Source organism: Ruegeria atlantica (genome assembly GCF_001458195.1).
GTDB lineage: Bacteria > Pseudomonadota > Alphaproteobacteria > Rhodobacterales > Rhodobacteraceae > Ruegeria > Ruegeria atlantica.
In genome coordinates, this window is sequence record NZ_CYPU01000019.1 from 17,619 (window position 1) to 31,251 (window position 13,633).

At 58.3% G+C, this 13,633-nt stretch carries 13 protein-coding genes; 6 read left to right on the forward strand and 7 right to left on the reverse strand.

Annotation, left to right across the window (positions count from 1 at the left end; translation table 11 throughout):
- Nucleotides 1-50: 50 nt before the first annotated feature.
- The gene (locus RUA4292_RS05640) at nt 51-1,052 is read right to left on the reverse strand and encodes an ABC transporter ATP-binding protein (protein WP_082637012.1); all 1,002 of its coding nucleotides are present in this window, start codon (nt 1,050-1,052) and stop codon (nt 51-53) included.
- Nucleotides 1,045-1,935: a beta-keto acid cleavage family enzyme gene (locus RUA4292_RS05645; RefSeq protein WP_058276724.1), complete on the reverse strand. Its 891-nt coding sequence runs from the start codon at nt 1,933-1,935 to the stop codon at nt 1,045-1,047. Before RUA4292_RS05645 ends, RUA4292_RS05640 begins: the two co-directional genes overlap by 8 nt.
- Before the next feature lie 121 nt (nt 1,936-2,056).
- On the opposite strand from RUA4292_RS05645, the gene RUA4292_RS05650 reads away from it, so the two are divergent.
- Nucleotides 2,057-3,112: a GlxA family transcriptional regulator gene (locus RUA4292_RS05650; RefSeq protein WP_058276725.1), complete on the forward strand. Its 1,056-nt coding sequence runs from the start codon at nt 2,057-2,059 to the stop codon at nt 3,110-3,112.
- Here the strand turns inward: RUA4292_RS05650 and RUA4292_RS05655 are convergent.
- The 4 genes from RUA4292_RS05655 to RUA4292_RS05670 are packed head-to-tail and all read right to left on the reverse strand — an operon-like array spanning nt 3,109 to nt 7,397.
- Nucleotides 3,109-4,059: a 3-hydroxyacyl-CoA dehydrogenase NAD-binding domain-containing protein gene (locus RUA4292_RS05655; protein ID WP_058276726.1), complete on the reverse strand. Its 951-nt coding sequence runs from the start codon at nt 4,057-4,059 to the stop codon at nt 3,109-3,111. The two genes, RUA4292_RS05650 and RUA4292_RS05655, sit on opposite strands and share 4 nt — an antisense overlap.
- Nucleotides 4,056-4,859 (reverse strand): carnitinyl-CoA dehydratase, encoded by an 804-nt coding sequence (locus RUA4292_RS05660; protein WP_058276727.1) that lies wholly within the window; start codon nt 4,857-4,859, stop codon nt 4,056-4,058. Before RUA4292_RS05660 ends, RUA4292_RS05655 begins: the two co-directional genes overlap by 4 nt.
- Before the next feature lie 4 nt (nt 4,860-4,863).
- On the reverse strand, nt 4,864-5,904 hold the full coding sequence (locus RUA4292_RS05665) for an LLM class flavin-dependent oxidoreductase (RefSeq protein ID WP_058276728.1): 1,041 nt from the start codon (nt 5,902-5,904) through the stop codon (nt 4,864-4,866).
- A gap of 11 nt (nt 5,905-5,915) precedes the next feature.
- Nucleotides 5,916-7,397, reverse strand: a complete 1,482-nt coding sequence (locus RUA4292_RS05670) for an aldehyde dehydrogenase (protein ID WP_058276752.1) — start codon at nt 7,395-7,397, stop codon at nt 5,916-5,918.
- A gap of 140 nt (nt 7,398-7,537) precedes the next feature.
- Between RUA4292_RS05670 and RUA4292_RS05675 the strand changes: the two genes are divergently transcribed.
- Genes RUA4292_RS05675 through RUA4292_RS05690 form a run of 4 tightly spaced genes read left to right on the forward strand, consistent with a single transcriptional unit; the run spans nt 7,538 to nt 11,437 of the window.
- Nucleotides 7,538-7,936, forward strand: a complete 399-nt coding sequence (locus RUA4292_RS05675) for a RidA family protein (protein WP_058276729.1) — start codon at nt 7,538-7,540, stop codon at nt 7,934-7,936.
- A complete protein-coding gene (locus RUA4292_RS05680) occupies nt 7,929-8,729 on the forward strand; it encodes an alpha/beta fold hydrolase (protein ID WP_058276730.1) in 801 nt (266 codons plus the stop codon). The genes RUA4292_RS05675 and RUA4292_RS05680 overlap by 8 nt, the downstream gene beginning before the upstream one ends.
- Nucleotides 8,726-10,822, forward strand: a complete 2,097-nt coding sequence (locus RUA4292_RS05685) for a CoA transferase (protein ID WP_058276731.1) — start codon at nt 8,726-8,728, stop codon at nt 10,820-10,822. Before RUA4292_RS05680 ends, RUA4292_RS05685 begins: the two co-directional genes overlap by 4 nt.
- Before the next feature lie 12 nt (nt 10,823-10,834).
- Nucleotides 10,835-11,437, forward strand: a complete 603-nt coding sequence (locus RUA4292_RS05690; RefSeq protein ID WP_058276732.1) for an amino acid synthesis family protein — start codon at nt 10,835-10,837, stop codon at nt 11,435-11,437.
- Nucleotides 11,438-11,614: 177 nt separating this feature from the next.
- Here RUA4292_RS05690 and RUA4292_RS05695 read toward each other — a convergent pair whose 3' ends face one another.
- Entirely contained in the window at nt 11,615-12,322 is a 708-nt protein-coding gene (locus RUA4292_RS05695) for an IS6 family transposase (protein WP_058276733.1), read from the reverse strand.
- A gap of 341 nt (nt 12,323-12,663) precedes the next feature.
- Between RUA4292_RS05695 and RUA4292_RS05700 the strand changes: the two genes are divergently transcribed.
- Nucleotides 12,664-13,632: a VOC family protein gene (locus RUA4292_RS05700; protein WP_058276734.1), complete on the forward strand. Its 969-nt coding sequence runs from the start codon at nt 12,664-12,666 to the stop codon at nt 13,630-13,632.
- Nucleotide 13,633 lies beyond the last annotated feature (1 nt).

A 13,633-nucleotide genomic window follows, 5' to 3' on the forward strand; every position in this document is an offset into this window, starting at 1 on the left:
GTCCCGGCTGTTATTCAATGGCACCTTTCGCAGCGCTCGTATTTGGGGCTCTAGCCCGTCTGTAATTCCACGGCCGCCTCGTCCTTCCAAAGCAGGTCAACGGCATCGCCAACATCAAGCGGTTCGCTGTTGCGCCAGACGTCAATATCGACCTCGATCTCGGTACCGTCGCTTGCATCCACGATCACCCGCTGCATGGAGCCGAAATAGGTAACCGAGCGTACCGTCCCGCTCATCCGTGCCTCCGAATGGCCTTCGCCTTTGCGCAGGTCGATTTTTTCGGGGCGTAGGGCGCAGGTTTTGCCGTTTTGCTGAATGAAGTTGGATTTGCCCAAGAAACTGGCCGTGAACTGGTTCACCGGCCGCTCGTACAATTCCTGAGGCGTGCCCACCTGTTCGATTGCGCCGTCCCGCATGATCACGATGCGATCCGACATGGACAGCGCCTCTTCCTGATCGTGGGTGACATAGATGAACGTCGTGCCCACGCGGCGGTGAATGTCCTTGAGTTGCTCCTGCACTTCGACCCGCAGTTTCTTGTCAAGCGCGCCAAGCGGTTCGTCGAGCAACAGAACGGGCGGCGCAAAACACAAGGCGCGCGCCAAAGCAACGCGTTGCTGTTGCCCCCCGGACAGCTGCCCGGGCTTGCGGTCCGCGAAATCCTGCAACTGCACGAGTTCCAGCATCTCATCCACGCGGCTGCGGATTTCCTCAGCGGGACGTTTGCGCACGCTCAAGGCGTATCCGATGTTGTCTCTCACGCTCATATGCGGGAACAGGGCATAACCCTGAAACACCATGCCGAAGTTGCGCTTTTCCGCGGGGGTTTGCGCGATGGAGGACCCATCCAGCGCAATGTCTCCTTCAGAGATATCGAGGAACCCTGCGATCATCATCAACAGCGTGGTCTTGCCCGATCCAGACGGGCCCAGCAGAGTCAGAAACTCGCCTTTCTGAATGTCCAAACTGATGTCATTGACCGCCCGGAATGTCCCGAACAGTTTTGAGACACTGCGGACCTGCAAACTGCCTGTATCGGCGAGGTCAGCCATCCGCGCCTCTCAAGTTCAGCTTGTTGCGCGCCTCTTGCGGGGTCAGCACACGACCGCCCATGCGTTCGATGATCTCGCGCGCGCGGGTGACCAATTGGCCGTTTGTCGCCAGTACACCGCGCTCCAGATAAATGTTGTCCTCCAGCCCCACACGCATGTTGCCGCCAAGGGCAACCGAGGCTGCTGCCATCGGCATCTGCCCGCGCCCAATACCAAAACTGGCCCAGCTGGCCCCGGCAGGCAGTTGCGCTTTCATGGCGACCATCGTCTCAACCGTCTGATCCGCGCCCCAGGGGATGCCCAGACAAAGCTGAAACATAGGAGGCGCATCAATCAGCCCCTCATCCACCATCGCCTTGGCAAAACGGATGTGGCCGAGGTCGAATACTTCCAACTCCGGCTTCACCCCCCATTCCTGAACCAATGCCGCCATGCGCCGGAGCGTGGGCGGGGTGGAGATATAGATCATATCGGTGTCGGAAAAGTTCAGCGTTCCGCAATCCAGTGAACAAATGTCGGGCAGACATTCCTTGATGTGGGCCAGCCGTTCCTCGGGGCCGATCATGTCTGTGCCGGGGCCGGGCATTGCCGGGTTGGCGGGGTCCGAAATCCAGTCGCCGCCCATCCCGGCAGTCACATTGATCACTACATCTGTGTCGCTGTCGCGAACCCGGTCGACGATTTCCTTAAAGAGTTTCGGATCGCGTGAACCTTGCCCCGTCTCTGGATCACGGGCATGGATATGGGCAGCAGATGCCCCGGCCTGAGCCGCCTCAATCGCCGCACCAGCGATCTCTTTCGGCGTGACGGGCACATGCGGACTTTTCCCCGTGGTATCGCCCGCGCCGGTCACAGCGCAGGTCAGCACAACCTCATAGTTCATCTGGCAACGCCCCCCTTTTTCATCAGCTTGACGCGGGAAAGGGTAAGAAAGTTGTCGATTATCCGACAGACTTTCAGCTAGGCTGGCGAAAAAACGTAACGAACAGCATGGACTTCTGCAGATGGAAATCGACATGACACCGCCGATGACACGTGCAGCGCATCATGCCATTTTCGTTGTGGTGCCACGGTTCAACATCACCACGTTGATCACCATGATCGAAACCATGCGAATCGCGAATTACCTTTCGCCAGAGCCTTTGTTTTCATGGGACATCGTGTCATTTGACGGTGCTGAAATCGTCGCCAGCAACGGCATGACAACACGTGTTTCGACGCAGCATGACACCCTGCCAACGGCCGATCACATCTTTGTTCTGGGCAGTTGGGGAACGGAGCATTACGACAACCGCCTCCTTACCGCGTGGTTGCGCAAGCGCGCGCGGGCAGGCAGTGGCATTTGCGGGGTGGAGCTGGGCTGCTACGTCGTCGCGCGCGCCGGTTTGTTGGAGCGCAAGCCAGCAACCATTCATTGGTCGTGGCTGAGCGGTTTCCGAGAGAGCTTTGGCCGGGTGGATGTGCAGGAGTGCCTGTTCACCATCGACGGCAAGATCATGACCTGTTCTGGTGGCCTGGCGGGGGTGGACCTGATGCTGCGTCTGATTGAGGGCACCCACGGCAGTGGCTTTTCTGGCGAAATAGCCGATCAGATGCTGCATCATCCGATCCGCAATGCTGGCGCATCCCAGCGCTCCACCATGGGGCGCAGCACGGAAACGATGTTGCCCTTGGTCCGTCAGGCGATGACACTGATCGAAGAGAACATCGAGGAACCACTAAGCGTGCCGGAGATTGCGCAGACGCTGGATGTCTCCCAGCGCCAGCTGGAGCGGAAATTCAAGAAACATGTGGGCTGCACAGTGGTGCAGTTCGGCCTGTTGCGACGGTTGCAGAACGCGCGGTTGCTGCTGATCTCCACGGATCTCAGCGTACGCGAGATTGCCACCGCGTCAGGGTTCAACACCCTGTCCCATTTCGCCTATTCCTTTGGTAAATTCTTTGGCCGGCGTCCTTCGGAGTATCGGGAGGCATGGCCTGCCAATGAAACGGCGCCCAGCTGGCCCGGATCGCTGTCAGATTTTCTCTCAACGCTTAAGGAAATTCCGGGCCGTCCCTAACCCAGCCGCGCCTCGCGCAGCGCGCGCAGCACTGCGACAATCTCCCGATCGCGCTGCGCGGCCATATCCTCAAAGTGGCGATCCCCGGCGATATCATTGCAGCCATCAACCATGCGGTCACGCAGCTCCCGGGTCAGCTCTGGTGCGTCGAGCCGGGTCCATGGCAGTTTCAGTGCGGGGCCAAACTGATCCAGATTGGTGGCCATGCCGCCTGCGCCACAGGCCACATGAAAGGCCATACACTGACCTTGAGACACCATTCGCGGCGCAGGCCCATTCATCAGGGCAATGTCGATGTCTTCAGGCGTAGCCTCACCATTGGCAACCATGTGCAAGGCCTCGCGCCAGAGCGCTTCTTGCAGCCTTGTGGCGACGAATCCGGGGATTTCTTTTTTCATCAACAGCGGCGCTTTGCCCGCTATTTCATAGAACTGCCCGGCCCACGCCACAGCGGCGGACGCGGTTTTGTTGCCGCCCACAATCTCCACCAACGGCAGCAGGTAGGGCGGGTTGAACGGGTGTCCGATCACGCAGCGTTCGGGGGTGGCGCATTTGGTCTGGATCTCGCTCATGGTCAGACCAGAAGTCGAGGAGCCGATCACCACGTCAGGGGCAAGTACCTCTCCCATATGTGCATAGAGCGCTTGCTTGATCTCCAACCGCTCCGGTGCGCTTTCCTGCACGAACTGTGCGCCCTCCAGCGCCTGTTCAAGGTCGGTAAAGATGCGAAGACGGTCCAACGATGCGCCCTTAGCCAGGCCCAGATCCGTCAGGCTGCCCCATGCGGTGTCGAGGATCGAATGGAATGCATCCGTTTCGCTCGCATCATGCAGATACGCCGTCACGTCATAGCCGCGGGCCAGAAAATGTGCGGCCCAGCCGCCGCCGATGGGGCCCGCACCAATGCTGGTCACGCGGGTCACGCTGGACGGATCAGGATACATCATTCACCTTTGAAGTTCGGTTCGCGCTTTTCCACGAAAGCCGCCACCCCTTCGGCGGCATCATCTGATTTGAGCATCTTGCGATAGACCGGCATCGGGTCCGTGCGCATCTTGTGAAAGGCCTGTTCCAGTGGCACGCATTCGATCTCGCGCTGCACCTCTTTTACGGATTGCATCGCCAGTGGCGCAGACCAGGCAATCGATGCGGCCCAGTCACGTGCGGCATCCATCAGCTGCTCTTTGGGCACCACCTTGTTCACCAGCCCGTAGTGCGCCGCCTCCTGCGCGGTCATCCGGCGGCCTAGCAGGAACATCTCCATCGCGATGTTGTGCGGAATGCGGCGCGGTAAGCGTTGCAGCGCGCCTGCGTCCGGCACGATGCCCAAGGGCATTTCCGGCAGGCCGAACTCCACATGATCGGCGGCGATCAGCAGGTCGCACCCCATCGCCATCTCGAACCCGCCACCAATCGCCAGCCCGTTTATGGCCGCGATCACGGGTTTGTTAAGCGCCCAGTTTTCAGTGAGCCCGGTAAACCCGCCAAAGCCGTAGTCATCGGTCTCCCACCAGTTGTCGAGCTGCATCTCTCCGTCGTTGAGTGCCTTGAGGTCCCAACCTGCCGAAAAGATCTTCTCTCCGCCGCCGGTCAGGATCGCGCAGCGCAAGTCCTTGTCTTCGTGCAACTCCTGAAAGGCTGCGGCCAGCGCCTGTGACGTGGGCACATCAATGGCATTCACCTTGCCGCGCTCCAGCGTGACTTCCAGAATATGGCCCTCGCGATGGACCCTAACGCCGTCTGACATGGGCTTACCCTTCTTTGAATTCTGGCATGACTTCGTCTACGAACATGCGCAGGGATTTCTGTTGTGACGCATGATCAAGCCCCAAGGAGGCGTAGTAGATGTACTCGTTTACCCCCAAAGCCTGATAGCGCTTCAGCTTTTCGATGACCCGGTCAGGCGAGCCGAACATCAGGTTCTCTTCCAGCATGACGGGGTCGTATTGTTCCCGCCCTTCCAGTTCATCCAGCGGGATGGAGGCAGGAAAGCCATCCTTCACGTCGCCGAGATTGCGATAGAGGTTTTCAAACTGGCTGAGCAGGCGGCGGATCGCCTGCATCGCGTTTTCGCCATCGGCCGCGTTGTCATAAACGCATGAATGCCGCATCAGGGCAAAGCGCGGAACCCAGCCGTTATCGGCCTTCTCAATCGCCTCATCCAGTTGTTTCTTGTAGAGTTCGGCCTCTGCAAAAGGACGGGTGAACGGCCAGCAGTTCACATGGCACTTCTCACGCATGGCATAATCGTAGGTGATGGGTGAGCGCGCGGAGACCCAGACCGGCACCTCTTTCTGAAGTGGCTTCGGCACTGAGGTCGAGGTCGGGAATTGCCAGTATTCACCGTTGTGTTCGTAGTCGCCCTTCCAAAGCTCCCGCACCGCAGGCAGCATTTCCTGCATATACCGCCAGGCGTCGGACTGTTTCAGCCCCGGTTTCATGCGGTCAAACTCGCGCTGATAGGCACCTGAACCAATGCCGAATTCCAACCGCCCGCCGGTGATCAAATCGGTGAACGCCGCTTCGCCCGCCAGATTGATCGGGTGCCAGTAGGCTGCCGTGGCAACAGCCGTGCCCAGACGGATGCGGTTGGTTTCGGCAGCCCACCACGTGAGGATCTGGAAAGGATTTGGCGCGATGGTCATCTCCAACGCGTGGTGTTCGGCAGCCCAGACGATATCAAACCCGCCCTCTTCGGCGATCTGCACCATCTCCAGCGTGTGGCGCGCGACGTCAGGCATGTCCAGACTGTCATCAATCCGTTCCATATTCACGGCAAGTTGGAATTTCATTGTTCTCTCCCTCAACGCATTACAAACGGATTGGCCATCGGTTCATCAGATGTGTTCATCCAAACCGTCTTTGGGCGGGTATAGTCGTAGATCGCCTGAAACCCGCTTTCGCGGCCATATCCCGATCCTTTGATGCCACCGAATTCCGCAATCGGAGACACCACGCGGTAGGTGTTCACCCAGACGATACCGGCGCGCACCGCGCCGGCCATGCGAAGCGACCGCGCGCTGTCGCGGGTAAAGATACCTGCTGCCAGCCCATGTTCGCTGTCATTGGCCAATGCGAGGACCTCTTCCTCGGTTTTGAAGCGCTGCACCGACAGGACCGGGCCAAACAATTCAGTGTCAACAATACGCAAATCCTGACGGGGGCATTCGATGATCGTAGGCTCATAAAAGAGACCCGACATCCCCTCCGGCTGCTTGCCGCCGACCAGGACCTTCCCGCCTTCTGTTTGGGCATGTTCCACCTCGCGCTGGATGTGCTCCAACTGTCCGGTGGTGCAAAGCGGCCCCATTTGGGTCTCTTCCGCCAGCGGATCACCAATCACGATCTGGCGCGCCTGCGCGGTCATCTGTTTAAGGAATTGATCGGCAATGTCGTCGTGCAGATACAGCCGTGACCCGGCCACACAGCTTTGCCCCGTGGCCCCGAAGATGCCCGCGATAGAGGCGTTCACAGCACTTTCGATATTGGCATCGTCAAAGACGATGAACGGGGATTTGCCCCCCAGTTCCAACGAGACTTCGGCAAAGTTGCGTTTGACGTTCTCCAACACATGACGCGCGGCATTTGGCCCGCCCGTAAAAGACACGCGGGCCACGAGCGGATGACCCGTCAGCGCACGGCCGCAAGGCTCCCCATAACCGGTGATGATGTTGACAACGCCTGGGGGAATGCCGGCTTCTTCGATCAGCTTGCCAAACTCCAGCATCGCCGCACTGGCATGTTCAGACGCTTTCAGCACCACCGTATTGCCAGCCGCAAGCGCCGGACCAATCTTGACGGCCACCAGAAACAGTTGAGAATTCCACGGCACCACGGCGGCCACCACCCCAAGCGGTTCACGTCTGGTGAAGACAAACATGTTGGGCTTGTCGATGGGCAGTGTCTCACCACTCACCTTGTCGGCACAGCCTGCGAAGAAGTGAAAGAACTCGGCGATGTAGGTCGCCTGCCAGCGGGTTTCTTTCAGCATCTTGCCGGTATCAATGGATTCCGTGCGCCCCAGCACCTCGGAGTGTTCGGCCAGCAGATCGCCCAGCTTGCGCAGGCATTTGCCCCGTTGCGTCGGTGTCATGCCCGCCCAGGGTCCGGTTGTGAAGGCCGCATGCGCGGCCTCAACCGCACGGTTCACGTCAGCCTCGGTCGCTTCGGGCACGCGGCTCCAGACCTTGCCGTCAGCGGGATTCACGCCGTCAAAGGTGCCGCCGTCCGCTGCATCACACCACTCTCCATTGATCAGCATTTGGTAGTTGGTGATCTCACCCATGAACTGCATCCCCCTCTGTTACCCTCTCATTCATCTCCGCTTTTGCGCTGCATGTGCGCGAAATTACGACAGGGGTTGTCGAAAAATCCGAAAGACCTTTTGGCGGATCAAGGCAGGCTCACCGCAAGGGAGGGGTGTGCATGGCGAAAAAAAAGCAAGTGATCGGTGGTCCGCTGGAAATTGGCGGGCGGGTCTTGTCCCTGTCGCGTGCCATACGGGTGGGTGACTTTGTGTATCTGACCGGGCAAATCCCGATAAAGGATGGCGCGCCCATGACAACAGGTACGGTAGAGGAGCAAACCCGCGCCGTGCTGGATGACATCACCGCCACGCTGGCGCTGGCGGACTGCACCCGCGATGATGTGATCAAAGCGATGGTCTGGTTGCGGGATCGCAGCGATTTCCCCGGTTTCAATGCGGTCTACGGGGAGTACTTTCCTGTAGAACCGCCCACCCGGTCGGCCGTCGTCAGCGATCTGCTGGTCGACGCGCGGGTAGAGGTCGAGGTGGTTGCTTACCGCCCGTTAGACGATGCGTAAAGCACCTGACGGCACCGCGTTTCGCTGCGCCGGGCCAGAGGTTGGGCCGGTTGTGGTCATGATCCATGGTCTGGGCCTGAACCAGGACTGTTGGCAGTGGACGGCCCCCGCGCTGAGTGATCGATACCGCGTGCTGCACTATGACCTTTTCGGGCATGGCCAAAGTACACCGCCACCCACGACGCCAAGCCTGTCTGTGTTTTCAGATCAGCTGGCCGCCTTGCTGGATCACTGCAATGTCGGCTCAGCAACGCTGGTCGGATTTTCCCTTGGCGGCATGATCACGCGGCGGTTTGCTCAGGACCGTCCCGACAGGACGGATGCGTTGGCCATCCTCCACTCCCCCCACAAACGCACCGATGCTGCGCAGGACGCCATTCTGAAACGGGTGGAGCAGGCCCGCAGCGAAGGCCCGCAGGCCACAGTCGACGCAGCGCTTGAACGATGGTTTACAACAAGTTTCCGGCGCACCAACCCAGAGATGATGGATAAGGTGCGGGGATGGGTGGTGGCAAATGACATCAGCATTTATCACACGATCTACCGCGTCCTGGCTGATGGGATCGACGAGATCGTCGCGCCCCGACCGCCCATCACCTGTCCTGCATTGGTAATTACCGCTGACGAAGACTTTGGCAACGGCCCCGAAATGACCCGCGCCATAGCGGCAGAGATTGCGCAGTCAAAGGCTGTCATCCTTCCGGGCCTGCGTCACATGGCCTTGGCCGAGAACCCCGAGGCTGTGAACACGCCCCTGCGCGACTTTCTCGATGGTCTGGAATTGACCAAATGAGCACGAAGATCCTGAAGGGCCTGCGCGTGCTGGACCTGAGCCGCATGTTGTCCGGGCCCTATTGTACCATGCACCTCGCGGATCACGGTGCGGAAGTGATCAAGATCGAAGCGGGTACGGGCGACACAAGCCGTGGCAACGGCCCTTTTCGGGACGACGACCCGGAGCACAGTTGGGCGGGCTATTTCGTAAGCCTGAACCGCGGCAAGAAGAGCATCCAGCTGGATCTGAAATCCGATGAAGGCAAGGAACAGTTTCGCGCGCTTGCCGCCACTTCAGATGTGATTGTCGAAAACTTCCGGCCCGGCGTCATGGATCGTCTGGGGCTGTCGTATGAAACACTTGCTGAGGCGAACCCCAGAATCGTCTACGCCGCGATCAGAGGATTTGGCGATCCGCGCACGGGGACAAGCCCCTATTCTGATTGGCCCTCCTACGACGTGGTGGCGCAGGCCATGGGCGGATTGATGTCCATCACCGGGCCAAATGCCAATACCCCCACCAAGACCGGTCCAGGCGTGGGAGACATATTTGCAGGAATGATGATGGCCTTCGGCATCATGGCCGCCCTGCGCGAGGCGGAGGCAACCGGCAAAGGACAGTTCGTCGACGTGGCCATGTACGACGCGATGATCTCTTTGTGCGAACGCATGGTCTATCTGCACGATTTCACCGGCAAGGTGCCCGGACCAGAGGGCAACCGGCACCCCTTTCTGAGCCCGTTCGGGTTGTACCCAGCTGCGGACGGGCATGTGGCGCTTGGCATTGTCGATGATGCGTTCTGGCGGCATCTGACCGAACTGATGGGCCAGCCTGAGCTTGGCACCGATGTGCGGTTTGCCTCGCGCGGCGCGCGGGCTACCAATGCGGTTGAGGTTGATCGTCTGGTCTCTGACTGGTTCTCAAAGCTGAGCAAGCAAGAGCTGACCGAAACACTTGGCGGTCAGGTGCCCTTTGGCCCGTTGAACACCATTGAAGACATTGCCCGCGACCCCCATGTCGCGGCCCGCAAAATGCTCGCACAGGTGAATGGCCCGGATGCTGAAACGACACCCTGGACGGTTGCCGCCAATCCGCTGCGTTTTGGTGCGCATAGGCATGGGGCGTTGAGCCCACCTCCGGCTTTGGGTGCAGACAATGCAACGCTCGATACCCTGACGCCGCCCACACCGATGGCACCAGAAACCAAGCGCACCCTGCGCGACGCCTTCGGGCGTTTCGCCACCGGGGTCACCGTCGTCACAACCCGACAGTCAGACGGTACACCGCGTGGTTTCACGGCAAATTCCTTCACCTCCGTGTCACTTGACCCGCCGCTCTTGCTGGTCTGCATCGGCAAGGCGGCGCATTCATGTGACACGTTTGCCGGTTGCGATCATTTCACCGTGAACATTCTGGCAGATGACCAAAAAGAGATTTCCGGCCTCTTTGCCTTGCAGTCGCCGGACAAATTCGAGACCGTCAAATGGCACTCAAATGCCCAGAACATGCCCGTCATCGATGGCACCATTGCCAGCTTTGGCTGCGCGCAGCATCGTCTGGTGGACGCAGGCGATCATCTCATCCTCATCGGTCGTGTGCTCGATTTCGAGACATCGGATGGGGATCCACTGGGGTACTACAAGGGCGCGTACTTTGATCTTGGGTTGGACCGTGCCGTGACCGAGGCCGCAACCAAAGGTGATGTGACAATCGCCGCGGTTTTGGCACATGAAGGCGGGTTGTTGTTGCAAGAAGAGGCTGACGGAAGCGTCACGCTGCCATCCGCGTCCTCGACGCAGGCCTTACTGAAGGTCCTTGGCGATGAAGCGATGAAGGCCGAATTGACGCAACTTTACGCGGTCTATCAAGTCACGGAAACGGGTGCACAACGCATCGTCTATCACGCGCGCCTGCAAGGCGACGCCGAGCCGGGATTGACGTATTTCACTCTCGACAATCTGCCACTTTCACGGGTTTCGGATGATGCGGAGCGATCCCTTTTGCGCAGATACGCACAAGAGCACCAGCACGGCACATTTGGCATCTATCAGGGCACAGAAGTCGAAGGCGTCGTGCACAGATTGTCCGGAAATCACAAGTACCACATCTGACAGGAGACCCCCATGATACCCGAATTGCGCAAAGTCATCACATTTGACGAAGACATCCATACCGAAGGCGGTCGTCCCTCTGACCCAGTCTTGCGCATGATCGGCGTGGCAGCCGTGGTGGAAAACCCCTGGGCCGGGCGCGGTTTTGTCGAAGACTTGCAGCCAGAAATCCAGCGCATGGCCCCCGTCTTGGGCGAAATGCTCACCAACCGCCTGATCGCGCTGGCCGGCTCCGGCGATGCAATCGAGGCCTATGGCAAGGCCTGCATCGCCGGAACCAGTTGCGAAGTCGAGCACGCCTCAGCCTTGATCCATACATTGCAATTCGGCAATTTCTACCGCGAGGCCGTTGATGCCAAAAGCTATCTTGGTTTCACCAACACGCGCGGACCGGCAAACACTCAGATCCAGATCCCGTTGATGGACAAACATGATACGGGTCGGCGCTCACATTATCTGACCGTACAGTTTTCCATCTATGACGCACCTGATGTGAACGAACTTGTCGTCGCATTGGGGGCCGCAACCAGAGGACGTCCACATCATCGTATCGGAGATCGATATTCTGATCTTGCAGCCCTTGGGCGCGACATAGAGAACCCTGCCGGTGTCTGAGCAGACGCAGTTTGCTCGCGATCAAACCAAAGCGTGCAACAACCTCGTCCAATCCACCGTGGTGGGTTCGACGTAGCTTAGGCACGGAAGTGTAACGCATTGTGCCTTCAGCGGGCGCTCATGCTGGTGGTGTCAGACCAATTCGAACCAGTCTCTACAAGGACAATGACACTGTCCTTATGCCGCGCCGAGTTGACGCCACTCAGTGAGAGCAACGGCGCGGTTGAGCTTGAAATTATCGCGGTTGTAGAGGTGGCGTTCCAGATTAAAGTGGTTGTGAACCGAAGAGTGAACAGCGGAGAATTTCTGCAGGCTTTTCATCTGCCGAAACCGCAGCATCACCCGTTCTCGTCGTCGAAACGGCTGGTGCGAATTCTCGCTTCGATTGTTCCGCCAGCGGCCGGTTTCCTGCTTCTGTGCATTGCCTATGATTTTCATGGCAGCACCGTAGGATCGAAGTTTGTCCGTCACGACGACATGTGGGCTCCCATAGCGTTTCATTGCTTTCCTGAGGAATTTCAACGCGGCTTTGCGATCTCGGCGCTTCGTAACAAAGGATTCCAGAACTTCACCCTCATGATCCACGGCACGCCAAAGATAGTTCGTCTCACCGTTGATCTTCACGAAAACTTCGTCTAGGTGCCACCGCCAATTCGAGTACTCTCGGAGATTTTGAACGCGTTTCCGACGGATTTCAGCGGCAAACAACGGGCCAAACCGATTCCACCAGAACCGGATCGTTTCATAACTGACGTCGATACCTCGTTCGTGCAGAAGGTCCTCGACGCTCCGCAATGAAAGCGGAAAGCGAACGTACATCATGACCGCCAAGCGAATGACCTCGGGGCTGCTGTGGAAACACTTGAACGGATCGCGTTTTGTCATGATCGGACGCTACAAACCCACCCGGCCCGGCTCAAGTCAAATCCTTCTGACAATGCCGTTCGAACTTTTTTGGGCCTCGGGAAAATAAATTGTTCATCTCTAATTGCGGCGGCCGTCAGCGATATTCGCTCCAAGTTAGTAGAGCCTTGCTGCACTACGACAGAGCACGGTTCGCTTCTTCTGAGCTGTAGTTTATTGGTAGTCTAAGACGCGCATCCAAATTAAAGGAGCCAGCCAGGCGGAACATTGCTGTCCCTCCTGTCCATCTGATGGACAAAAGTATTTTGTGGCATGCTTATTACCGTGAATTGGGGAAGCAATATCTTCGGGAGAAGATTAGTATGATCACCGCGCTAAGCTACATCGGTATTCGTTCCAACAAGTCAGACGATTGGCGGCAGTTCGCCGGCAATGTGCTGGGCATGCAGGTTTTGGATCACGGGGGTCGCAATACGGCGTTTCGGATGGATGATCAGCGCCAGCGGTTAATCATATCAGACGAGCCCGGCGATACTCTGGCCTACATCGGATGGGAGGTTGGCGAGAAGTCTGACCTGGAAAGGCTTGCCACCAAACTGGAGGCGGCGGGGCACAATGTGACCCCGGGGGATCGCGGACTGGCCGATCGCCGCTATGTGACGGAAATCATTACATGTGTCGATCCTGCAGGGAATCGGCTTGAGTTCGTCTGGAAGCCGGAGAAAACAACAGATCCCTTTATCCCGGGTCGACCAATTGAGGGTTTCAAGACCGGCCCATATGGCATGGGGCACGCTGTTTTACATGTGTCCGACGCCGAAGCGCTCGTGCCATTCTATCGCGACGTTCTTGGCTTTCATTTGAGCGACTACGGCTTGAAGCCAATTCCTCTCTACTTCTTTCATGTCAATGGCCGGCATCACAGCTTTGCTATCGTTGGGTCAGGGCAGGCAGGGTTTCATCACTTTATGGTGGAGTACGACAATTTGGACGACGTGGGCCAGGGATATGACCTGGCGCAAATAGGTCTTGCCGAAATCGCTTACACATTAGGGCGGCACACAAATGATTACATGACAAGCTTTTATGCCCATACGCCGTCGGGCTTTTTCGTGGAAAGCGGTTGGGGCGGGAGGATCATTGATCCATCCACCTGGGAGGCATGTGAAACAAATGTCGGGCCCAGCTTTTGGGGCCACGAACGGCTGTACCTGAACGAACAGGAACGCGCCGCCTTTCGGGATAAGCGATTGGCAACCGCAGCCGCGGGGCACCGGGCACCTAACGTTGTGAATTGCCCGTGGCTCTACGGACAAGTCCCCGAGGTCTGAA